This window comes from Streptomyces sp. CAU 1734, from assembly GCF_039888735.1.
Lineage (GTDB): Bacteria > Actinomycetota > Actinomycetes > Streptomycetales > Streptomycetaceae > Streptomyces.
In genome coordinates this window covers 1-22,531 of sequence record NZ_JBDQQP010000022.1, presented here as the reverse complement: position 1 = coordinate 22,531, position 22,531 = coordinate 1, and the positions used below count along the sequence as shown (strand labels likewise).

19 protein-coding genes, 1 pseudogene and 1 riboswitch are annotated in these 22,531 nt (G+C 68.3%); of the genes and pseudogenes, 9 read left to right on the top strand and 11 right to left on the bottom strand.

Annotated elements, in window-relative coordinates; all coding sequences use genetic code 11:
* The first annotated feature begins 309 nt into the window (after nucleotides 1–309).
* From AAFN69_RS31500 to AAFN69_RS31490, 3 genes are all read left to right on the top strand, one after another.
* The gene (locus AAFN69_RS31500) at nucleotides 310–1,134 is read left to right on the top strand and encodes a helix-turn-helix transcriptional regulator (RefSeq protein WP_347732305.1); all 825 of its coding nucleotides are present in this window, start codon (nucleotides 310–312) and stop codon (nucleotides 1,132–1,134) included.
* Nucleotides 1,131–1,346 carry a DUF397 domain-containing protein gene (locus AAFN69_RS31495; protein WP_347732304.1) on the top strand — a complete coding sequence of 72 codons (216 nt, stop codon included), beginning with the start codon at nucleotides 1,131–1,133 and terminating at the stop codon, nucleotides 1,344–1,346. The genes AAFN69_RS31500 and AAFN69_RS31495 overlap by 4 nt, the downstream gene beginning before the upstream one ends.
* Before the next feature lie 586 nt (nucleotides 1,347–1,932).
* Entirely contained in the window at nucleotides 1,933–2,505 is a 573-nt protein-coding gene (locus AAFN69_RS31490) for a hypothetical protein (protein ID WP_347732303.1), read from the top strand.
* Nucleotides 2,506–2,599: 94 nt separating this feature from the next.
* On the opposite strand, the gene AAFN69_RS31485 is transcribed toward AAFN69_RS31490, so the two are convergent.
* From AAFN69_RS31485 to AAFN69_RS31470, 4 genes are all read right to left on the bottom strand, one after another.
* Nucleotides 2,600–3,445, bottom strand: a complete 846-nt coding sequence (locus AAFN69_RS31485) for a phage major capsid protein (protein ID WP_347732302.1) — start codon at nucleotides 3,443–3,445, stop codon at nucleotides 2,600–2,602.
* Between the two features lie 21 nt (nucleotides 3,446–3,466).
* Nucleotides 3,467–3,832, bottom strand: coding sequence for a hypothetical protein (locus AAFN69_RS31480; RefSeq protein WP_347732301.1), 366 nt, complete (start codon nucleotides 3,830–3,832; stop codon nucleotides 3,467–3,469).
* On the bottom strand, nucleotides 3,825–4,076 hold the full coding sequence (locus AAFN69_RS31475; RefSeq protein WP_347732300.1) for a hypothetical protein: 252 nt from the start codon (nucleotides 4,074–4,076) through the stop codon (nucleotides 3,825–3,827). Before AAFN69_RS31475 ends, AAFN69_RS31480 begins: the two co-directional genes overlap by 8 nt.
* Nucleotides 4,077–4,546: 470 nt before the next feature.
* On the bottom strand, nucleotides 4,547–6,181 hold the full coding sequence (locus AAFN69_RS31470) for a recombinase family protein (protein WP_347732299.1): 1,635 nt from the start codon (nucleotides 6,179–6,181) through the stop codon (nucleotides 4,547–4,549).
* A 104-nt stretch (nucleotides 6,182–6,285) separates the two neighbouring features.
* Here AAFN69_RS31470 and AAFN69_RS31465 point away from each other — a divergent pair.
* Nucleotides 6,286–6,417 (top strand): annotated as a pseudogene (locus tag AAFN69_RS31465) (GNAT family N-acetyltransferase); the annotation flags it as partial.
* 46 nt (nucleotides 6,418–6,463) lie between these two features.
* On the opposite strand, the gene AAFN69_RS31460 reads toward AAFN69_RS31465, so the two are convergent.
* Nucleotides 6,464–7,447 carry a zinc-binding dehydrogenase gene (locus tag AAFN69_RS31460; RefSeq protein WP_347732298.1) on the bottom strand — a complete coding sequence of 328 codons (984 nt, stop codon included), beginning with the start codon at nucleotides 7,445–7,447 and terminating at the stop codon, nucleotides 6,464–6,466.
* A gap of 153 nt (nucleotides 7,448–7,600) precedes the next feature.
* Nucleotides 7,601–8,098 carry a hypothetical protein gene (locus AAFN69_RS31455; RefSeq protein WP_347732297.1) on the bottom strand — a complete coding sequence of 166 codons (498 nt, stop codon included), beginning with the start codon at nucleotides 8,096–8,098 and terminating at the stop codon, nucleotides 7,601–7,603.
* Between the two features lie 255 nt (nucleotides 8,099–8,353).
* On the opposite strand from AAFN69_RS31455, the gene AAFN69_RS31450 reads away from it, so the two are divergent.
* Nucleotides 8,354–8,932, top strand: a complete 579-nt coding sequence (locus tag AAFN69_RS31450) for a Uma2 family endonuclease (RefSeq protein WP_347732296.1) — start codon at nucleotides 8,354–8,356, stop codon at nucleotides 8,930–8,932.
* 81 nt (nucleotides 8,933–9,013) lie between these two features.
* Here AAFN69_RS31450 and AAFN69_RS31445 read toward each other — a convergent pair whose 3' ends face one another.
* The gene (locus AAFN69_RS31445) at nucleotides 9,014–10,618 is read right to left on the bottom strand and encodes an alpha/beta hydrolase (protein WP_347732295.1); all 1,605 of its coding nucleotides are present in this window, start codon (nucleotides 10,616–10,618) and stop codon (nucleotides 9,014–9,016) included.
* A gap of 695 nt (nucleotides 10,619–11,313) precedes the next feature.
* On the opposite strand from AAFN69_RS31445, the gene AAFN69_RS31440 reads away from it, so the two are divergent.
* Nucleotides 11,314–12,993 carry a hypothetical protein gene (locus AAFN69_RS31440; protein WP_347732294.1) on the top strand — a complete coding sequence of 560 codons (1,680 nt, stop codon included), beginning with the start codon at nucleotides 11,314–11,316 and terminating at the stop codon, nucleotides 12,991–12,993.
* Entirely contained in the window at nucleotides 12,983–14,680 is a 1,698-nt protein-coding gene (locus AAFN69_RS31435) for a hypothetical protein (RefSeq protein ID WP_347732293.1), read from the top strand. The genes AAFN69_RS31440 and AAFN69_RS31435 overlap by 11 nt, the downstream gene beginning before the upstream one ends.
* A gap of 341 nt (nucleotides 14,681–15,021) precedes the next feature.
* Here AAFN69_RS31435 and groL read toward each other — a convergent pair whose 3' ends face one another.
* The 4 genes from groL to thrC all read right to left on the bottom strand — a co-directional run bounded on the left by groL (nucleotide 15,022) and on the right by thrC (nucleotide 19,565).
* Nucleotides 15,022–16,647, bottom strand: a complete 1,626-nt coding sequence (groL, locus tag AAFN69_RS31430) for a chaperonin GroEL (RefSeq protein ID WP_190124892.1) — start codon at nucleotides 16,645–16,647, stop codon at nucleotides 15,022–15,024.
* Between the two features lie 679 nt (nucleotides 16,648–17,326).
* Nucleotides 17,327–17,530, bottom strand: coding sequence for a cold-shock protein (locus tag AAFN69_RS31425; protein WP_005315736.1), 204 nt, complete (start codon nucleotides 17,528–17,530; stop codon nucleotides 17,327–17,329).
* Nucleotides 17,531–17,976: 446 nt separating this feature from the next.
* Nucleotides 17,977–18,252, bottom strand: coding sequence for a MoaD/ThiS family protein (locus tag AAFN69_RS31420; protein WP_347732292.1), 276 nt, complete (start codon nucleotides 18,250–18,252; stop codon nucleotides 17,977–17,979).
* 20 nt (nucleotides 18,253–18,272) lie between these two features.
* Nucleotides 18,273–19,565, bottom strand: a complete 1,293-nt coding sequence (gene thrC / locus AAFN69_RS31415; RefSeq protein WP_347732291.1) for a threonine synthase — start codon at nucleotides 19,563–19,565, stop codon at nucleotides 18,273–18,275.
* A 17-nt stretch (nucleotides 19,566–19,582) separates the two neighbouring features.
* A riboswitch (SAM riboswitch) is annotated at nucleotides 19,583–19,746 on the bottom strand.
* Nucleotides 19,747–19,911: 165 nt separating this feature from the next.
* Here thrC and AAFN69_RS31410 point away from each other — a divergent pair.
* Together AAFN69_RS31410 and AAFN69_RS31405 are read left to right on the top strand one after the other, a co-directional pair.
* Entirely contained in the window at nucleotides 19,912–20,850 is a 939-nt protein-coding gene (locus AAFN69_RS31410) for a glucosyl-3-phosphoglycerate synthase (protein ID WP_347732290.1), read from the top strand.
* A 98-nt stretch (nucleotides 20,851–20,948) separates the two neighbouring features.
* Nucleotides 20,949–22,415 carry a trehalose-6-phosphate synthase gene (locus tag AAFN69_RS31405; RefSeq protein WP_347732289.1) on the top strand — a complete coding sequence of 489 codons (1,467 nt, stop codon included), beginning with the start codon at nucleotides 20,949–20,951 and terminating at the stop codon, nucleotides 22,413–22,415.
* Nucleotides 22,416–22,531: the final 116 nt, after the last annotated feature.

Genomic DNA, 22,531 nt, shown 5'->3' with positions numbered 1-22,531 from the left:
AGGGTCACGGACCACGCGCCCGCGCGGTTCGCCCACCGGACGTACTGAAGGGCGACAAGCTCGCCGTCCGTGAGGCCCGCACCCTCTTGGGCAACAGGCGCTCGACGGGGAGTAAGACGCGGCGCTCCGTGTCGCCGTCCCGTCGCGGTCTGCTACTCATCCGGCTGCCTCCTCGCTCGCTCCCTGGGGGGTTTCGGTGCGTGACCAGATGAGCACAACTACCCGTAAGCCAAAGGGCTTTGAGCGGCACTTCTCACATTCTCGAACATCGTTCGATGCCGTTCTCAGAGCAACACGTGAGGTCAGAGCATGAATGAGGATGGTTCCACCGGAATTTTGAATCCCTTTGAGACCTTCGGTGCGGACGTGAGGGAGATGCGGAAGGCGCGCAAGATGACAACGACTGGCCTTGGTTCAGCCGTTGGCTACTCAGCGGCCTACGTGTCCAAGGTGGAGCGCGCCAAGCTCGTGCCCAGTGAGAAGTTCGCCGTGGGATGCGACTGTGTGTTCGGCACTGGGACGATGCTTCTCCGGCAGTACGTCCAAGCCCTTGAGGGGGACCACCCGTCTTGGTTCGTGCCGTACCTCCAGTACGAGCGGCGAGCGCGGCAGATCCTTGCCTACTCGACGCTGAGCCCCAACGGGTTGCTTCAGACACCCGCGTACGCACGCGCGCTGTACGGGATGAGCGTTCCCCGCCTCTCGGAAGAGCAAGTGGAAGCCAAAGTCGCTGCGCGCATGGCACGGCGGGAGATCCTGGACCGCATCGACCCACCGGCCCCTGAACTTTGGGTCGTGCTTCACGAGGCTTGCCTACGGGTTGAGGTAGGTGGACGACACGTGATGGCTGGCCAGCTCCAAAGCCTGCTGGACGACGCTCGGCGGCCGAACGTATCTCTTCAGCTCTTGCCGAATACTGCCGTACCGGCAACTTCCAGGCCCTTTACGCTGCTCACCTTTCAGGATGCGCCGATGGTGCTTCATGCTGAGGGTCCGCAAGGCGGACGACCCCAAGAGGCACCCAAGATCACGTCCGCCGCGATGGCGATTTACGATCGGCTACGGGCAGAAGCCCTTGGCCGAGATCACTCGCTGGCCCGCATCTTGAACGCTCTTGAGGAGTACACACGATGACCCCCCGAACCCAGCCCGCACACACGTGGGTGAAGAGCAGCTACAGCGATGCCAATGGCGGCGACTGTGTCGAGTGGGCTCCCGCCGTCGCAGCGGCAACCGGCGTGGTCCCCGTCCGGGACAGCAAGCGCCCGACCGGCCCGGCCCTCATGCTGTCGCCCAGCGCGTTCGTCGGGCTGGTGACGCTAGCCCGCAGCACTGATGTGGGCTGAGGATCGCCCCGCTCTGAGAACCCCGTTCGGTGCAGCCGGGCGGGGTTTCTCATGCCCGCACCATGTGCGATGAGATGGCAACATCCGCTGGAAGAAGGTGCGTTGCTGATTGTTTCCCAGCCGGCTGCAACCCCAGCGCTTCCCAGCGTTCCCCGGGAATGGCGAAATCCCCCGACGGCTCACCCCGTAGCGGGGCGGTCGTCGGGGGCCAGTCGGGCCTCCAGGGAGGTGGTCGTCCTCGCGGCGGGCCCACGTGTCGGAGCTTCGACCGAGGGGGCGGGGGTCTGCCTGAGGCTTCCCTCTCCGGCGTCGACCTCGAGCAGGCTCTTGGGCGTGATTGCGGCCGTCGGTCTCACCAGGGATTTCCCCAGGTCAAAGGACGGTCGGTATGCGGGGCAGAGGTCTTGGCGGACCCTGGATCCCGTACAGACACCGAGCCTCTATCACGCTTCGATGCCCCGGCGGGCACCTCAGGAGGTGCCCCCTACCTCCAGTCTCACGCAGAGCGGTAACACCTGAAATGCGTATAGGCAATCAAGTACCCTAGAAAATGAAGGGACTTGGAGGTGTACCCATGGCCTGGGCCATGAGCAACGACTATGCGGCAATCCTGACAACGCTCAACGCCACTGTGCTAATTGTTGGCACAGTTCAGCATTCATCGCTAATGGCAAAATTGGGCCGGAGGACCGCGGCGGAAATCAGGGATTTGCATGATGTGATGGGCCAGTTGATTGAAGACCTCAGGGCCGGGGTGGAATCTTCGCCAGAGCTACTTCGCAGGTCGAGTTATCTGCAAAAGATCGCAAAGAAGAAACGCCCCTACATCTTAACCGCATCCTTTGTCTGGATGGTCGTGTGTATGCTTTTAATTTCCTCTCAAATTGATATCCTCAAATGGGCTGGCGCCGCTAAGCCGGGAGTAAGTTCGGGGCTAGCGCGCAAGGCTTTCATGATCACCGTAGCGGCGATTTTAGTGCTGGCGGTTGAGGCAATTTTCAGTGCTGGTGTAAACGCAAAGGAAGAAGCTAATAAAGTCATGGTAGATTTCAACCTGAAATATCCTCAAGCGGAACTCTATGCACTTGCTAACCGTCAGGCTGAGAGGAATCTACCCCAACCTGAAAGCGATACAACGACGCCAGATGCTCGGCCTTAACGCGACCGCATGGATTCCACGCAGCCTCCGAATGCTGCCTCTATGGCCGGCTGTGGGGTGGAAACCCCGAGCGAGCTCCTACTGAGGCATCGAATCAGCGTGTCGCAGTAAGGGTGATTCGCTGAATGGCTGCCGGATGCGGGAACGCGTGCGCCATACGCATGGTGGCCTTGATGGCTACCTGGTCGCTGGTGAACTTCGCGTCCGTGGACACGTCCAGGCGCACGTCCCGACGCATCACCACCTGTACGCGGTCGCGCGGGATGCCCCAGACGGTGCCGGCCTTCACGGCGCTGGTGACGTGCAACGGCACGCCCAGGATGGTGCGCCGGGTCGGCATGGTGGGGTCGGAGCCCAGAAGCGGGACGTTGCTGTCCTTGGCCTGCTTGAGCTTGCCCAGGGCCAAGGCGTCCACCGGGTTGGCGGCGAACGCGGAGAGCGTGGCTCCCTCCTCCTCCGCCTGGCTGAGCGCCACCAGGAAGGCATCCGTGTTCGTGAAGGCCGGACCGGCGTCCACAATGCCGACGCCATTCACCTTCTCCAGGCCCTTGGGAGCCGGGGCCGGAAGATCGCCGAAAAACGAGCGGTCCAGGATTCGGGCGATGGAGCGGGCCAGGCCGTTGCCCACCAGGGTCTGAGCGTCGGGGTTGCTGTCCTCGGCCAGTTCGGAGGAGACGACGGACAGACCCGCGATCTTGGCCGGGGTGACCTCCAGTTCTCCCAGGGTGGCGTCCGTCGGGGTGATCTCCTCCCCCTCCGCCACGAACGACGCGCCCGCGTCCGTGTCCACCATCGGGATGTGAATGGTGGTGCTGGCCGTGGTCAGCTTTGTGGCCACCTGGAGCGCCACGCTCTCCCGCTCCACGGGCTGAACGATGAGCGGGCCGTGGTCGTCGGGGGTTATGCCGGACGCGCCGGTTGAAGTCGTCAGAAGAGCCAAGGTTGTTTCCCGGTGCAGTAGTCAGAGGTTCTTGCGGGCGGCTTGGAAGACGCCGCCCCAGGTCGGTGTCCGGTGCTCGCCGGACGGGGTGAGGCCGCCGCGTCCGTGCCCCGGCGGGTTCAGAGCCGTGTGCATGGCCCTGTTGATCGCGCTCGCCACCGCCGCCAGGCGGTCCGCCGAAAGCTCCTCAGGGAGGGCCTGGGCGATCTCCTCCGTCACGTACGGGTAGCGGCTCACGACGGCCGCCACGGCGTCCGAGCGGGCCCGCCGCTCTTCTTCCTCCTCCAGCTCCCGCACGCGGGTCTGAAGGGCTTCCACGTTGAGCTCCGCCGGGTCCGTCAGGGGCGTCTCACGGCCGTCTGAGGGCGTCACGGACAGCTCAGACACCGCCATGGCTCATCTCATTCCGAGCGGAGTAGATGGGCCGCATGGCGGCCCGTGCCTCCGCCTCCGAGATACCGCCGTTGGTGTAGGCATTGCGCGTCATCTCGCCAAGGTCCTTGGCGGTCTTGTCACGCAGTGCGCTGAAGTCCGACGCCTGGGCGTGTGCTCCGCTCTCACGTGCCAGGTGCAGGGCGTCGCAGAGAGCGGCGACAAGGCGGCGGGTCAGGTTGATGCGATCGAGGATCAAAGAGTTCTCCGGAGGGGAATTCTGGGCATACGAAAACCCCGCGATCCGGAGTGCTCCGGAACGCGAGGTTGGATGGCCATGTTTCGCGCAGAGCGCTCCCGATGCCAACGGGGTGATCAAAGATGCCCAACTGGGGCGTCTCCATAGGTATTAACTGGGAGTCGTGACACTTGAGATGCGGAACGGCGTCCCGCCGGGAACGGTCACTTCACCCAAGGGGCAAATAAAGTGCCCTGGAGAGGTTCTTCTCTATATGTGTGCAGGAGAAAGAAGGTTCCCAGGGCACTTTATTTGCCCCTTGGCGCGCCCCTTCGTAACTGATGGTCGAATCGGTTGCTACGTAACGTGAGAGGAAGGCTGGAGTGTTTACGGGAGAGCGCTTCTCTTGTGAGGTGCCTCTCATGTGCATCCAGTTACGAGAAAGGCCCGCCCTCCCAGAGGGAGGACGGGCCCATGTGCGATTGCCCTCGTTAAGCGGCGGTCGCCAGTTCATGATCCTGAGCTTGGGTTGGAATGTACGTGTCTTCCTCGCCCGCCCAAACGGATCGGATGCTCAGGTCCTTCATGCCCGGAGTCCGCACCATGTACGTCCGCTGGAGCGCCAATCCGAGAACCGCCCGGCGGGACTCCAGGGCTTGGCCGTCTCCAGCCGACAGGGCTTCCGCCGCCTCTTCCGGGTCAAGCAACATGGACAGGTCGATCACCGGTTCCGGCAGCTTTGAGAGTGCTCCCTCCACGGCGGCCAGTTGCGCGGAGATGCGGGTCCGGCGTCGTTCGTACCGTGACGGGCCCTCCACATCATCGAACTCCCCGCGCTCCCACCGAGCCTCTTCCAGGGACTCCAGGCGCGCCCGGAGCGTCTGGGCCTTGGTCTCAAACGCTCCCCGCTCCGCGTCGTACTCCGGGGCGTATGTCGTGAGCCAGCGCTGTTCGACCGCACGGAGCATGGGGTCATCGGGTTCCATCGCGGCCAGCCGAGTCATGACGCGATCCGCCACAAGGCGCTCCAGGTCGTTCGCGACGACGGAGGAAGAGGAGCAAGGGTGGCCGTGCGCCTTTGCCGCGCATCGGTAGAACGATCGGCGCGGCGGCTTCCGCCGGTTGCCGACCATGGCACCACCGCATTCCCCGCATCTGGCGAACCCGGCCAACAGGAAAGTGACCGGACGCCCGGGGGAGCAGCCTTTCCCGGTGAGCTTGCCGGGCTTCTTCACAGTGCCCTTACGGGTGCTGAGACGAGCGAGAATCCGGCGGTGTTCCACTTCCGTGATCAGTCCCTGACCCACGTGGATCGGCTCTCCGTCGGCGGACTCCGCGATCTTCCCGTCGTGGACCATGAACCCGGCCAGAATCGGGTTCGTCAGGATGTGCCGAACGGTGGTGAGGCCCCAGGAATCACGGGAGCGGATCGGTGTCTCCTCAATGTGCGCGGCTTCCTCGTCGCGGCCGGCCTCACGGAGCCGGGCCAGTTTCTCCACACGCTTGGCGTACCGGAGAGTCGGGACCCCGTCCGCTGTCACACGGGCCGCTATTCCCCGGAGCGTTCCTCCGGCCAGAAATTCCCGCACCATGCCCCGGACGATCGGGCCATCCGTCGGGTGCGGCTCCAGGTGGCGGTCCGCATTCACCACAAAGCCGAACGGGCGCTCTTTCACCCATCGGCCCTTTTCGCGGTCGCGGAACTGTCGGGCCGCGACACGGAGCTGAATGTTCTTGGCCTCTTCCTTGGCCTGTTCCGCGAGGAACGATGCCAGGGTGACCCAGCCGGGGTTCGCGGAGTCCAGGTTGTCCTTCAGGGAGACGAACCGGACCCCGGTGTCCTCCACCAGCTCCACGACGTCCGCGAGCTGCCTGATCCCCTGGCGTGAGACCCGGTCCCACTTCCAGGCGATCAGCAGCGTGGGGCGATGCTCCCGGACGTACACCGCCATGGCGTCGAACTCAGGACGCCGGACCTTGGCCTTGGAAGCGCTGACGACCTCCCGGAAGACCTTGATCTCCACGTCAGGGCCCACCAGCTCCCTGGCCTTCCGGACACAGTCCGCTTCCTGTCCCTCCAGGGAGTCGGACACATACGTTTCATGCGAAAGCCGCAGGTAGAGCACTGCGACGGTACAAGCGACACTCAAAGACACGGGTACCCACCAGCGTTCACGTCCAGGGTTTACCTCCGTCCACTGGGGGCCGTGACACGGCACAAAATGGCTGGTGGTGAGTGCTCAACTGGAACACCCCGTCGATCGACTTCTACTGCGGCCTCGGCGCGCGGCCGCAGGACGAGTGGACGGTCTACCGGCTGACCGATGACGCCCTGGCGCGGCTGGGGCGGCGGGAGCGGTAGGCCGCCGGGGCCGAGGGCGGGGCCGGACGGCCCCGCCCTGTGCCGATCAGGGGATCAGGACCACTTTGCCCATGGTGGCGCGGGTCTCCATGGCCCGGTGGGCGCCGGCCGCGTCGGCGAGCGGGAAGCGCTGGACGGCGGGGCGCAGCCGGCCCGCGGCGGCCTCGGCGAGTGAGCGGGTCTCCAGATTGCGGACATCGCCGCCCGCCTTCTCGATCATCGCGGGGCCGAGGACGGACTCGGAGGTGATGCCGCGCTCGGCGAGCTCCGCCTCGGTGAAGGAGAGCGGGCCGTCGGCGAACCAGCCGAAGACGAGATGCAGGCCGCCCTTGCCCAGCAGATCGACGGCGGCGAGACCGGTCTCCCCGCCGACCGCGTCGAAGACGACATCGGCCTTCCGGCCGCCGAGGAAGTCGCGGACCTCCTGGTCCCAGCCGGGGATCCGGTAGTCCACCGCGAGGTCGGCGCCGTTCGCGCGGACCCGGTCGACCTTGGCCGTACCGCCGGCCAGGCCGATGGCCACGGCGCCGACGTTCTTCGCGTACTGCACCAGCAGGGTGCCGATGCCGCCGGCCGCCGCCGGGATGATCGCGATGTCCCCGGGGCCCAGTTCGGTGAACTGGAGGATGCCCAGCGCCGTACGCCCCGTGCCGATCATCGCGATGGCCTCGGCCTCGCCGAGCGTGCCCGGAATCTCATGGAGCCTGGCCGCCTCGGTGACGGCGAGCTCGGCGTAGCCGCCGGGGCCCATGCCGATATGGGCGACGACCCGCTTGCCGAGCCAGCTCTCGTCGGTGCCCTCCCCGAGCGCGTCGACCACGCCCGCGACCTCCCGGCCGGGGATGGCGGGCAGTGACGCGGGGCTGGCCGGGTGGCCCTCCATGCCCTCGCGCAGTGCCGTGTCGAGCAGATGGACACCCGCGGCGGCGACCGCGATCCGTACCTGGCCGGGGCCGGGTACGGGGTCCTCGACCTGCTCGTGGACGAGGTTCTCGGCGGGGCCGAAGGCGTGGAGGCGGATGGCGCGCATGGTGTGGGCTCCCCTGGGATCCGGCCGGTGCGGGACGCGTCCCGGCCGAGGTCGTTCCGGCGGTTGCGCCGGTGCCGGCACCGGTGGGTGCCGTCGGGGACAACTCTCCGACCTCAAGTCTTGTTGAGGTCAAGCGCCGCCGGAGATCCCGGTTCAGGAGCGCGGGAACCTGGCCTGGAGATCCCAGATCACCGGGTTGTCCGCGAGCCCGTCGTGCATGTCGGTGAGGTCCGCGATCAGATCGTGCAGAAAGTCCCGAGCCTCGCGGCGCAGCTCGCTGTGGCTGAAGGTGAGCGGCGGTTCGTCGCGGGCCATCCAGTCGGCCTCCACATCCACCCAGCCGAAGCGCCGCTCGAACAGCATCCGGTCGGCGGACTCGGTGAAGTCCAGCTCGGCCCGCTGGGGTCCGGCCGCCCGGCTGCCGCGCGGATCGCTGTCGATGCTCTCCACGATGGAGCAGAGCGCCCAGGCGAAGTCCAGTACGGGGACCCATCCCCAGGCTGTGGACACTTCCCGGTCAGCCTTGGTGTCCGCGAGGTAGACGTCGCCGGAGAAGAGGTCGTGGCGGAGGGAGTGGGTGTCCGCCCGGCGGTAGTCGGTCTGCGGGGGGTCGGGGAAGCGGGGGGAGAGGGAGTAGCCGATATCGAGCACGGGGGTGATGGTGTCACGCGAGGGGGTGGGGCGGTGGCGGGGTGGTCAATTTGTCAAGCTATGGACATGTTTAAAGCGCCATGTTTGTCATATGGGTTGACGTATGGCAATCAACTTGCGACGCAGGGTGACGGGGCTCTAGCGTGCTTGTGCAGCGAGGAGCCCGGTCGGCCGCTCATCCGAGAGGGGACATGCATGACAGTTCAGAGCGTGAGGGCCCGTGGCGGGGCACGATGTAGGGGAGGAGGCGACGCCATGACCCCCAGCACCGCCCAGGGCGGCCAGATGTCCGTTGAGGACTTCGAGCAGCTCGAACGTCACGCCCCGGAGACCGTGACGCTCGAATTCATCAAGGGAAAGCTAGAGGTCAAGCCCATGCCGGACGGCGACCACGGGGCGATCTTCATGTGGCTGCTCAGGCAGTGCATTCAGCATCGGCCCGATCTGGATCTCCATCCGGATCAAGGGCTGGCCGTTGAGGCGTACCGCGCGGGTCGGGCCCGGCCCGATGGCGTGCTCGCGCCCGTGGCGCACTTCGCGGGGCAGGGCGAATGGTCCCACCCCGACGGTGTCCTCATGACCGTGGAGATCACCTCCCACGACTCCGACACGGACCGCCGCGACCGCAGCGAGAAGCGCGCCGGATACGCCGAGGCCGGCATCCCCGTGTATCTCCTCGTCGACCGGAAGACCAACACCCTGGTCGTGCACAGCGAGCCGAAGGACGGGACCTATCTTCAGGCCCCGTCCTTCTCCTACGGCGAGGATGTCGAGCTTCCCGGTCCGGTCGGGTTCACCCTCCACACCGACAAGCTCAAGGACTACTCCTCGTAGCCCCATCCCTCCCACCGGTGCTCCGGCCCCGCGCGGTCGCGGAACCGGAGCGCGATGGTCAGAAGGTGTTCCGGAGCGGGATCAGAACCGGTTCGGGTTCTGCGGGAACGGCGACGGCGCGATCGGGTCGGCCGAGTGACGGGCCGCGCCGGACGGGCCGGCCTTGCACGTCGAGTCGTTCGCCTGGAGCTTGCCGTTGAGCAGGTACGCGCTGCCCGCCTTGTTGGCGCAGGCGTTCCCGCCGAAGAGGTAGACGCCGTGGCCCTCGCCCTCGTCGACCGTCACCAGCCGGGAGCCCTTCAGCGCCTGGCGCATGCCGATCGCGGTCGACAGCGGGGTCTGCGAGTCCCACTCGTTCTGGATGATCAGCGCGGGGACACTGTTGTCCACCGTGACGCCGGGAGCCGCCGGCTTCCAGGACGCGCACGGCTTGATGTTCGAGCCGAAGTCGCCGAAGAGCGGCCAGCGCGCCTTGTCCCGGGTCGCGTCGGCGGCGTACTGCATACGGTCCGCCGGCCAGGCGGCCGTGTTGTCACCGCAGGCCACCGCCCAGAACACCGCGTCCGAGTTGTCGTACGGGATTCCGCCCGGCATCAGGGAGGAGCGCACCGCCTCGGTCGTCCGGGTGTACAGGCCGGGCTTCTCCGCCGAGCCGAGGAGCCGCTTGGCCGTCGACTTCTTGCCGGCGGCGGCCTTCTTCACCTCCACCACCATCGCGGCGGCGGTCTTCGGCGTGAAGAACTCGGCCCGCAGGTGGTACCGGATGTCATCGGCGGTGATGGTCTCGCCGTCGACCACGATCGGCTTCTTCTCGACCTGCTTCACCAGGTCCCAGAAGGTCTTGCGGACCGCGGCCGGGGTGGTGCCCAGCTTGTACGTCGCGGACCTCTTCGCGGTCCACTCGGTCCAGCGGTCGAACGCGGGCTCCGCGCCCTCCGCCCACACCTGGAGCATGCCGCGCCAGGCGAGCTTGGGGTCCACCGAGCTGTCCAGGATGAACCGGTCGGCGCGGCTGGGGAACATCTGGGTGTAGACGGCGCCGAGCTGGGTGCCGTAGGAGTAACCCAGGTAGGAGATCTTCTCCTCGCGCAGGACCGCGCGGAGCAGGTCCATGTCCTGTGCGGTGTTGGCGGTGTTGATGTGCGCCAGCGTGTCGGCGTTGTACTTCTCGCACTTGCGGGCCACCAGCTTGGCCCACTGGGTGTCCTTGGTGAAGGTCTTGGCCTTGTACGGCCGCGGCCAGACCATGTCCTTGTCGGAGAGACCGCAGCCGAGCGGGGAGCTGAGCCCCACACCGCGGGGGTCGAAGCCGATGAGGTCGTACTTCTCCTTCACCGACTTGGGCATGGCCTCGTTCAGCATCAGCGGCATGGCTATGCCGGAGCCGCCGGGACCGCCGGGGTTGGAGAGCAGCACACCGTGCCGCTTGGCCGGGACCGCGCTCTTCAGCCGGGATATCGCGATGTTCATCTTCGGGCCGCTGGGGCGCTGGTAGTCCAGCGGCACGCGCAGTGTCGCGCACTGGAGGGCCGCGGGGGCATCCGGAGAACAGCGCTTCCAGGCCAGCTTCTGCTGGACGTACGAATCCAGCGGGCTCGCAGCGGATGCCGGAGCGGCGGCGAGTCCGGGGGCGAGTGTCGCCATGACGCTCACTGCCAGCACGGGCGCAAGCCGTCGTCGCTTCATTCAGGCGATCCTTCTCTTCGTGAATCTCGGGTGAATCGAACTCTCCCGCGCACTCTCCCGTGCCCCGGATACGTGGAAAACCCCCGCCGGGTCGGACCTTTCTCCGACTCCGGGAGGGGAGGCGAGCTGCGGGAATCGTTCTCCGGGCGTACGGGGGAGGGGCCGGGACCGGCTATGGGCGGTCCCGGGGCGGGAACTGACGGGCCGTCTCCGGTGACCGGGGGCCTTCCGGCACATTTTGCCCTGCGGCCGGAGAGACACGTCAGGGAGGGGCCGTGATGATGACCGCGGCACCGGCGACACTCATGGCACGGCGGCCCGGTGAGTGGTTCGGTGAGTGGCCTGATGAGTGGTCCGGTGAGTGGTCCGGTGAGGTTTCACGGCACCATCACCCGGTGATAATTGCGTGCCGACGTCCCGCATGTCACGTTCATGACGGAAGCCGGGCCGCGGTGAGCGGCCGGGGCGGCCGTCCCGAGTGCCGCGCGCAGTTGCCGCGCAGGTCACCTCGGCGGTCTCGGCGGCGCCCCCACAGCGGCCCGATCACGGGGACCGGGACATCGGGCGGGCCCACCCGGTAACCACTTGCGTACCACAGCTATCGTTCTTCCACGCGACCGCCGCACTCTCGCGGGGTCGCGGTGCGGCCCGCCCTTTCCGGTGCGAGGCCGCTCTTCCGACCTGTGGGGGGTCCTTTGACGCGCTCGAAGCGCTCGCTGCCGTACAGCCTGGTGCGCACGGCAGCGGTTTTCGCACTCTCGGCGGGTGTCGCGGCACCCGTACTCGTGGCCGCGCCGGCCGCGTCGGCGACGGCGGCGGATGTCAGCCGTGTGGCCACCCTGGACGGCGGACGACTCGAAGTCGGGCTGCCGTACAACACCCTGTGGGTGAAGGTGAGCGTGCTCGCCTCCAGCGCGCCGGACGCGGCTGTTCTCGTCTCCACCGATCAGCTCGTCCAGAAGGAGAACTGGGGTTCTCTCTGGAGCACCGCCGAACCGCTGCGGCTGCCCGAGGGCACCGCCTACGGCGACTACCCGGTCCGTGTCGAGTACCGGATATCCGGCGGTCCCGCGCGCACCTGGAACGGCGGCACCTTCGGATACCGCCTGCACACCGGTGTCAGCGAGCTCTCCTTCGACCGCCCGGGCACCGACTACGACAACCCGGCGGCCGTTCTCTCGGGCGCGGCGACCACCTATGACCCGGTCACCGGGACGACCGCTCCCGCCCGTGCGGGCACCAAGGTGAAGGTGGTCCTGAGGACCACCTCGCCGACCTGGTGGGACGCGCGGAACCAGACGGTGACCGCGGTCACCGGCGACGGCGGCACCTTCCGGCTGCCGGTCACCCTCAACGGCGAGGTGCGCGACGGCACCGCCGAGGTGACCGAGCCCGCCGCCGACACCGATCCGCTGGACGCCCGTCCCGTACCCGTGCTGACGGCCGACTGGACGCGCTACCGCGTCGAGGCGCGGACCGACAAACGCCGGGTGCACGCGGGGCAGCCGGTCAAGGTCACCGGGCGGGTCGAGCGGCTGACCGACGAGGGCTGGCAGCCCTTCGCCGGGGCGCAGATGCTCTCCGCCACCAGCCCGCCCGATGAGCGGGAACACACGGTCAGCGGCCTGATGGGCAAGGGCACCGCGGCGGCCGACGGCACCTTCAGCTATACGGCGAAGGCGGTGCACAGCGGTTCCGTCCACACCTTCGTCAAACCCTCCGGGTACTTCGCCAAGCTGCCGGCGGACGCCTCCGAGATCGCCGTTCCGCAGAAGGCCACCCTGAGCGGGGTCAAGATCGCGCTCGACCCGTTCGGCGAGGTCAAGGCCACCGGCAAGTTCACCGGCCCGAACTGCAACTACGACACGGTGACGCTCCAGCACTCCTTCGACGGGCGCAACTGGTACAACCTGCGGCACGCCAAGCCGCAGTTCGACGACCACAACCGGTGCAGCTTCGACATCCGCACCCTCGGCTATGTCAGCGCCTTCTACCGGGTGCACCACGCCGAGTCGGACCGGCTGCTCGCCGTCGCGAGCCCGGCGATCCACCAGGCCCGCAAGCCGGTGCGCTTCACCGGCGCCAAGTTCTCGCCGACCCGGCCGTCGCTGAACACCAACCTGACCGCGTCGGGCACCCTCCAGCGCCAGGTCAACGGCAAATGGCAGCCCTACAGCGGCGCCAAGCTGACCGTGCTCTTCCGCTTCAAGGGCGAGAGCGAGTGGTACTGGGTCGTCAAGGGCAAGTCCGGCAGCGGCGGCAAGTACAAGCTCAAGGGCAAGGTCTACGGGGACGGCCACTGGGCCGTGGTCACGGAACCCGCCAACGGCTACTTCTACAACGAGACAAAGGTGACCTACATCAATGCGCGCTGACGAGAGAAGCCGCGGCGGGGTCGCCCTCTCCCTCGTCGCGTCGGTCGCCGCCCTCTCCCTTGCGGCCGGCGCCGCCCCGGCGCTGGCCGCCGATTCCCCGGCCGCCGCGCCCGCCGCGCGGTCCGCCGCCGCGACGGCGGTGGGCATCGGCGCCGCCGTCACCGTCCCCGACGCCCGGGGGCTCTTCGAGACCACCGCCTGGACCGACGCGCCGGGGGCGGCCATCGCCTCGGTCTCCGCGCGGATCCGGGACGGTGCCTCGGTGATCGGCGAGGTGGCCGCCCTGGAGGGCACCTTCATCAAGGGCCGGTACCGGGTGCCGGTCGCGTCCGCGCTCAGGCTCACCGAGGACGGCGGCTCCATCCCCGCCCTCGGCCGGTACGCGATCGACGTCACCGCGACCGACACCAAGGGCAACACCGTCACCCGCACCGACGCGGGCACCCTCGACTTCACGCTGCGGCCCGTGATCGGCTTCCAGTTCGACAGCCCCAGCTGGCAGGAGCGCGTGGTCCGGCCCAAGGGCCGGCTCTACGGGGTGCAGCCCGGCTCCGGGGACGCGGTCGGGCTGCCCGGCCGCGATCTTCGGATCGTCCGGACCGGCTCCACCGACACCACACACTCCGCGGTGACCTCCGAGAGCGGCGAATTCACCGCGCCCGACTTCCCGGTCACCGGCCTGGGCGATGTCTTCAAGATCGCGTATACGGAGAAGAACGCGCAGGTCAGCGGTGAGACCAACACCAGTAGGAGCGTTCACCACATTCTGACCCGGCAGATCACGGTGACCGGCGCCGCCGACCGCACCCGGCTGCTGCCCGGCCAGACCGCGACGGTCACCGGCCGTGCGCTGTACGGGCAGGAGCTGGCGGCGGGTGTCGTCCTGCGGGTCGGCCTCGGCTATGACGCCCGGTACGGACAGACCGTCACCACGGACGGCGACGGCCGTTTCACCGCCTCGGTCAAGGGTGTCACCGACGCCCGGCTGAGCGGCTGGAAGGCACTGCCGGTCGACGGTTTCCTCAGCGGATCCGCCCAGGGGAAGCTGGAGGTGCCCGCCGAGACCGTGCTCAAGGCGACCTCGCTCGCGCTGAACGCCGAGGGCCGGGCATCGGTCTGGGCCTCGGCGCGGCTCCGGTACCAGTCGGGCGAGGTGCCGAACATGTACCAGACCGTTCATCTCGAACGGTCGGCGGACGGCAAGGCCGGCTGGAAGTCCATCGGCGCCATGGACACGGACCCCGGACGCCCGTACTCCGTCCGGATTGAGGGCAACTCGACCTCGGGGGCCTGGTTCCGGCTCCGCGCTCTCGGCAACGAGGGGTATCTGGAGAGCGTCACCGCGCCCGTCCGGCTGCACCGCGATCTGACCAGGGTGGCCTCCGTCAACGCCTCGCCGGAGCCGGTGAAGTACGGGAAGACCGTCACGGTCACCGGTACGGTGCAGGCCCGGCCGGCCTCGAACGCCGCCTGGAAGGCGCTGAGCAAGGCCAAGGTCCAGCTCTGGTTCAAGGACAAGGAGTGGGACAGCTGGCAGAAGGTCACCTCCGGCACCGCCGACTCCAAGGGCCGGGTCTCGCTGAAGGCCAGGGCGCACCGGGACGGCCACTGGCTTATCCGGTACTTCGGCGACACCAAGCACTTCAACTCGGCCGCCACCGGCGGTGACTTCGTCGATGTGCGCTGATCGGGCGCGCCGGTTCTGATCGGGTGCGCCCGGCACGATCGGGCGCGCCGGGTCCGAGTGAGCCGGGTCCGGTCACGGGTGTCCGGTGCGGCCCCGGGTACGCGGTCCGGCCCCGGGCACCCGGTTCCGTTCCGGGTGTCCGGGCCGATCGCCGGCGGGTCCCGCGCGGGCCCGCCGCGACTGCGCAGATCCTCCGCTTCCGCCGGCCCGACTTCCCCCGGGCCGGGCGGACCCGGCCCGGGCGGGTGCCGTCGCCGCGCGGACCGGACACAGACGAAGGGCGGCACCCTGATCAGGGGTGCCGCCCTTCGGCGTACTGCGGAACTACCGATCCCGGGGGATCAGAAGTCCATGTCTCCGCCCGGCATACCGCCCGGAGCGCCGCCCGCGGCGGCCTTCTCCGGCTTGTCGGCGATGACGGCCTCGGTGGTGAGGAAGAGCGCGGCGATCGACGCGGCGTTCTGCAGCGCGGAACGCGTCACCTTCGCCGGGTCGATGATGCCCTCGGCGATCATGTCGACGTACTCACCCGTCGCGGCGTTGAGGCCGTGACCGATGGGAAGGTTGCGCACCTTCTCGACGATGACGCCGCCCTCGAGACCGCCATTGACGGCGATCTGCTTGAGCGGGGCCTCCAGGGCGAGCCGCACGGCGTTGGCGCCGGTCGCCTCGTCACCTTCGAGGTCCAGCTTCTCGAAGACCGAGGAAGCCTGGATGAGCGCGACGCCGCCACCGGCGACGATGCCCTCCTCGACGGCCGCCTTCGCATTGCGAACGGCGTCCTCGATGCGGTGCTTGCGCTCCTTGAGCTCGACCTCGGTCGCGGCACCGGCCTTGATGACGGCCACGCCGCCGGCCAGCTTCGCCAGACGCTCCTGGAGCTTCTCGCGGTCGTAGTCCGAGTCGGAGTTCTCGATCTCGGCACGGATCTGGTTGACCCGCCCGGCGACCTGGTCGCTGTCACCGGAGCCGTCGACGATGGTCGTCTCGTCCTTGGTGATGACGACCTTGCGGGCGCGGCCCAGCAGGTCGAGACCGGCGTTCTCCAGCTTGAGGCCGACCTCTTCCGAGATGACCGTGCCGCCGGTGAGGATGGCGATGTCGTTCAGCATGGCCTTGCGGCGGTCGCCGAAGCCCGGGGCCTTGACGGCGACGGACTTGAAGGTGCCGCGGATCTTGTTCACGACCAGCGTGGACAGGGCCTCGCCCTCGACGTCCTCGGCGATGATCAGCAGCGGCTTGCCGGACTGCATGACCTTCTCCAGCAGCGGAAGGAGGTCCTTCACGTTGCCGACCTTGGAGTTCACGATCAGGATGTACGGGTCGTCCAGGGACGCCTCCATACGCTCCATGTCGGTGGCGAAGTACGCCGAGATGTAGCCCTTGTCGAAGCGCATACCCTCGGTGAGCTCCAGCTCCAGACCGAAGGTCTGGGACTCCTCGACGGTGATGACGCCTTCCTTGCCGACCTTGTCCATGGCCTCGGCGATGAGCTCGCCGATCTGGGTGTCAGCGGCGGAGATGGAGGCGGTGGAGGCAATCTGCTCCTTGGTCTCCACATCCTTCGCCTGCTCCAGCAGCGCACCCGAGACGGCCTCGACGGCCTTCTCGATACCGCGCTTCAGGGCCATCGGGTTGGCACCGGCGGCGACATTGCGCAGACCCTCGCGGACGAGCGCCTGAGCCAGAACGGTCGCGGTGGTCGTACCGTCGCCGGCGACGTCATCCGTCTTCTTGGCGACTTCCTTGACCAGCTCGGCGCCGATCTTCTCGTACGGGTCCTCCAGCTCGATCTCCTTGGCGATGGACACACCATCGTTGGTGATCGTGGGCGCGCCCCACTTCTTCTCAAGGACGACATTCCGGCCCTTGGGACCGAGGGTGACCTTGACGGCGTCGGCGAGCTGGTTCATCCCGCGCTCAAGGCCGCGCCGTGCCTCCTCGTCGAACGCGATGATCTTTGCCATGTGAAGTGTCCTCCACGGACTGGGTGGGAAGCTCTGGCGGACCGCGCTGGCGCCCGCGACGGACGGCCTGCCCACCGTGCGGGTCATGCCCCGTGCGGCGTGCGGGCCTCACCGACCCGGTCCATATGTGGCACTCTCACTGGGAGAGTGCTAACGCCAATGATTAGCACTCGCCCCCTCCGAGTGCAAGCGCCTTCCCCCGGAACAGGACCCTCCGCACCGGGTTCAAGCCGGGTGCGGGCGGTCTCTCACGGGCGGTCGCGGCAGGTGGGGCGCCCTGCCCGGGCCGTTGTGCGGCCGGGTGCGACTGGCCCGGTCCATTCGGCCCGCCCCACGCTCTTCGGCCCCGTGTTCGGCGCGGTGGCGGCCGGAACGGCCGGAGCGGGACGGTGCCGGGGCGGGTGCGCGCGCATGACCGGCGGCAGGCGGGGTGCTCGCGCCGGCGGGGCGGGCGGGTCGGCGGACGCGGGGCCGCAGGGACCGTGCACGCGATGCGGCCGGGCGCGGGGCCGCGCCGCACGGCCGCGTCACGCGCCGCGTCCGGGCCCGGACACTCTCTGTCCCGGACACTCTCTGTTTGTGGGCCGCACACATGTGGGGTCCGCACCCCGTGACCGGGATGCGGACCCCACATGCGTGAGCGCGTCGGTGGCCGATCGCGTCGCAGATGTTCGCAGATTCAGACCGCGAGCTTGACCATGTCAGCCTGCGGGCCCTTCTGCCCCTGTGAGATCTCGAACTCGACTCGCTGACCCTCCTCCAGGGTGCGGTATCCGTCCATTTGAATCGCGCTGTAGTGGACGAATACATCCGCACCACCGTCGACCGCGATGAAGCCGTAGCCCTTCTCCGCGTTGAACCACTTGACGGTGCCCTGAGCCATGCCTAACTCCCCTATTACTGGCCCTTGCGCAGGACCGCACCTCGCGGACCCGGGTCAGACCTCCACCGGCTTCAACTCCCCGCCAGCGGCGGTGAGTCATTGGCGGTGTGCGCCGGAACGCGTCGACCGCGGCTGAATGTATCTGTCCAACTGCCCTCTGCAACAGGTCAATCGGACGAGAAATCCCGGCCTCGGCGAAGGGGTAATTGGCCCGAATTCAAGAAATTCCGGGGCAAGTCGGGCCGGGCAAAAAAGACGTAAGAGACAAACCAAGCAGGCACATTGGCTGTTTCTTGTCGTGCGCGGGCGCATTCTCATATGTAGCCCGGCGGGCGCATCGACGGCGCGTTCCCCAACTGTAGCGTGCTCAACCCTATGGAATTGCCCCCTCCGTTTCTATTGCGGAGGGGGCAATCGAGGTGACGTTGCGTAGACGCCGGCCGGGCTCAGCCGCCCGCGACGGCGGGGATGATCGAGATGCCGGCGCCGTCCGGCGTGGCGGTGTCGAGACCCTGGGCGAAACGGACGTCGTCGTCGTTCACATACACATTGACGAAGCGGCGGAGCTTGCCCTGGTCGTCCAGGACCCGGGCGGCGATCCCGGTGTGGTTCTTCTCCAGGTCCGTGATCACCTCGGAGAGGGTCGCACCCTCGGCCGGGACCTCCGCCTTGCCGCCGGTGTAGGTGCGGAGAATGGTCGGGATGCGGACGTTGACGCTCATCTTCAGATCTCCCAGGGGTTTCAGTGGGCCAGACCGGCGTCGCGGAACGCGTCCAGGCTGGGGCGGATGGTCGCGGTGGGGCCGGTGGTCGGGGCGACGGCGTCCAGGGTCTTGAGGCCGTCACCGGTGTTGAGGACCACCGTGGTCAGCGCCGGGTCGAGCGCCCCGGCCTCGATCAGCTTCCGGGTCACTCCCACGGTCACCCCGCCCGCGGTCTCGGCGAAGATGCCCTCGGTCCGGGCCAGCAGCTTGATCGCGTCCACGATCTCCTCATCGGTGACATCCTCCACCGCGCCGCCCGTGCGGCGGGCGATGTCCAGGACATACGGACCGTCCGCCGGGTTGCCGATCGCCAGCGACTTGGCGATGGTGTCGGGCTTCACCGGCCGCACGACGTCGTGACCGGCCTTGTAGGCCGCCGACACCGGCGAGCAGCCCTCGGCCTGGGCGCCGAAGATCTTGTACGGGCGGTCCTCGACCAGGCCGAGCCTGATCAGCTCCTGGAGCCCCTTGTCGATCTTGGTGAGCTGGGAGCCCGAGGCGATCGGGATCACGATCTGGTCCGGCAGCCGCCAGCCGAGCTGCTCGCAGATCTCGTACGCCAGGGTCTTGGAGCCCTCGCCGTAGTACGGGCGCAGATTGACATTGACAAAGCCCCAGCCCTCGCCGAGGGAGTCGCCGATCAGCTCGGAGCAGAAGCGGTTCACATCGTCGTAATTGCCCTCGATGCCGACCAGCTCACCGCCGTAGACGGCGGCCATCACGACCTTGCCCTGCTCCAGGTCGTGCGGGATGAAGACACACGAGCGGAAGCCCGCACGGGCCGCGGCCGCGCCGACCGCGCCGGCGAGATTGCCGGTGGAGGAGCAGGAGAGAGTGGTGAAGCCGAAGGCGCGGGCGGCCTCGACGGCGATGGCGACGACCCGGTCCTTGAAGGAGTGGGTCGGGTTGCCGGAGTCGTCCTTGATGAAGAGACCGCCGGTGACGCCCAGCTCGCGGGCGAGGTTGTCGGCCTTGACCAGCTTGGTGAAGCCGGGGTTGAGACTCGGCTTCCCGGCCACATCGGCGGGGACGGGCAGCAGTGGTGCGTACCGCCAGATGTTGTCCGGGCCGGCCTCGATCCGCTTCCGCAGCGACTCGGGGTCGCCCTCGGGCAGGTTGTAGGCGACTTCGAGGGGGCCGAAACAGGACGAACAGGCAAAGATCGGGCCGAGTTCGAAACGCTCTCCGCACTCGCGGCAGGAAAGCGCCGCGGCGGGACCCAGGTCCGGGGAGGTGGAGGTTTCGGTGGTGGCGACAGTCTGCGCAGCCATGGAGGGGAGGCCCTTTCTCCTCATCTTCCTCATGGCGCACTTCGCCATGAGACGGATTTGGCACCTTCCCGAGCCGGGAGCCTCGCACCACATGATCGCGATTCACGATCGGTGACGGAGACCGGCTGGAGGGTTGCCGGGGCTTCAACGGGCCGTATCCCTCTGCCCCTCTGGATGAGCGGTATTTGATTGTTTAACCAGTGATCACGCCACCCCGACATGCGCCGGGGTTCCGTGTTGTTCAAGACTGTAACCGAAGGTTTGGATGGTTGAGATAGTCGTCCGAACGACGAGACGAAGGTAACAACCGCGTCGCCGTCGGCGGCGCACTGGGGAGTGGGCAAAGGTGCTCGAAGAGGTGGAACGCTGGCTGACCAGGCGTTCCTGGACGGCGGCCGACCGCCCGCTGGACGTGCTGAGGGCCGCCAAGCGCGGCACCACGGTGAGTGTGGTGCTGCCCGCGCTGAACGAGCAGGAGACGGTCGGCGACATCGTCGCCGAGATCCGCCGGGCGCTGATGGGGCCGTCCGGGCTGGTGGACGAGCTGGTGGTGATCGACTCCGGCTCCACCGACCGCACCGCCGAGGCGGCGGCCGCCGCCGGCGCGCGCGTGGTGCACCGGGACGCCGTACTGCCCCGTATCCCCGCCGTCCCCGGCAAGGGCGAGGTGCTGTGGCGCTCCCTGCTGGTGACCCGCGGCGACATCGTCTGCTTCATCGACGCCGACCTGCGCGACTTCTCCGCGGACTTCGTCTCCGGGATCGTCGGACCGCTGCTCACCGACCCCGAGGTGCAGTTCGTCAAGGCGATGTACGACCGGCCGCTCGGCACGGCCCCCGGACAGGGCGGCCGGGTGACCGAGCTGGTGGCCCGCCCGCTGCTCAATCTGCACTGGCCGCAGCTCGCCGGATTCGTCCAGCCGCTGGGCGGCGAGTACGCGGCCCGGCGCACCCTGCTGGAGCGGCTGCGCTTCCCCGTCGGATACGGAGTGGAGCTCGGCCTGCTGGTGGACGCGCTGCACACGGTGGGCCTCGACGCGCTGGCACAGGTCGACGTCGGCTCCCGCAAACACCGCCACCAGGACGGACAGGCGCTGGGCCGGATGGCCGCCGCGATCTACCGGACCGCCCAACTCCGGCTCTCCCGGGGGAGTCTGGTCCGGCCCGAGCTGACCCAGTTCGAACGCGGCGAGGACGGATTCGTACCGCGCACCCACCCCGTCGACACCGAGGAGCGCCCGCCGATGCGGGAGATCGGCGAGTACGCGGCACGGCGCGCGGCGTGAGAAGCGCGCGCGGAGAAGGGAGACCCCAGGGGCGGGAGTGAGCCAACCGGAGGCGTACGCACGTTTGAGGGTTCCCGGGACGGGCTAGGTTTCGCTCCATGGCCTCCGAGGACTCAGCCAACGACCGGATCCACTCCGGAAACCCGTCCGGAACCCGGGACGACGGGCCGGACACCGGGGCCGCGCCCCGCGCCTCGGTGCTCGTCGCCTCCAACCGGGGCCCGGTCTCGTACACCCTGCACGACGACGGCACCCTGGAGACCCGGCGCGGCGGCGGCGGCCTGGTCTCCGGGCTCTCCGCCATCGGATCCGGCGCCGACACCCTCTGGGTCTGCGCCGCCCTCGGCGACGGCGACCGCGAGGCGGTGCGGCGCGGGGTCGCCGAGCCCGGCACCCTGATGCTCGACATCGACGAGGACGTCCACGCCGACGCCTACAACGGCATCGCCAACTCGGTCCTCTGGTTCATCGGCCATCTTCTCTACCAGACCCCGCTGGAGCCCGTCTTCGACGCCGAGTTCCGGCGCCAGTGGGCCTCCTACGAGAGCTACAACCGCTCCTTCGCCCTGGCCCTGGCCGACCGGGCCGGGGAGGGAGCCGCCGTCCTCGTCCAGGACTACCACCTCTCCCTCGTCCCCGGGATGCTCCGCGAACTCCGCCCCGACCTGCGCATCGGCCACTTCACCCACACCCCCTGGGCCCCCGCCGACTACTTCCGGCTGCTCCCCGACGACATCGCGGCCCAACTGCTGCGCGGCCTCCTCGGCGCCGACCGCGTCTGCTTCCACACCCGCCGCTGGGCGGACGCCTTCGCCGGCTGCTGTACGGAGATCCTGGGCCCGGAGTCGCTGAAGGGCACCCGCATCGGGGTGCACGGGCTCGGCGCCGACGCCGGCTTCCTGCGCGAGCGGGCGCACCGGCCGGACGTGGACGACCGGCTGGCCGCCCTGCGCGAACAGATCGGCCCGGACCGCCGCACCATCGTGCGGGTCGACCGCACCGAGCTCTCCAAGAACATCGTGCGCGGCCTGCTGGCCTACCGCCATCTCCTGGCCGGCCGGCCCGAGTGGCGGGAACGCGTGGTCCATGTCGCCTTCGCCTACCCGTCCCGGCAGGATCTCGCCGTCTACCGCGACTACACCGAGCAGGTGCGGCGGCTGGCCGACGAGATCAACACCGAGTACGGGACGCCGGGCTGGACCCCGGTCGTCCTCCATGTGAAGGACGACTTCGCCCGCTCCCTGGCCGCGTACCGGCTGGCGGACGTCGCGCTGGTCAACCCCATCCGCGACGGCATGAATCTGGTCGCCAAGGAGATCCCGGTGGTCTCCGAGGAAGGGTGCGCGCTGGTGCTGTCGCGGGAGGCGGGGGCGTACGAGGGCCTGGGCGAGTACGCGATCACCGTCAACCCGTACGACATCACGGGCACCGCGGACGCGCTCCACCAGGCGCTGACCATGCCCGCCGAGGAGCGCTCCCGGCGCACCGGACTGCTGACCGAGGCGGCGACCGCGCTGCCGCCGAGCCGGTGGTTCCTGGACCAGCTGGAGGCGCTGCGGGCCTAGGCCCAATGCCGTTGTCTTTGTGGTGGGCGTACTGTGTTTGGTAGTGGGTCCCGGGGGTGGTTCAGGTGGCTGCGAGTGTGTCTGACTTATCGGGTCTTGGTCTCCTGACCTGGGTG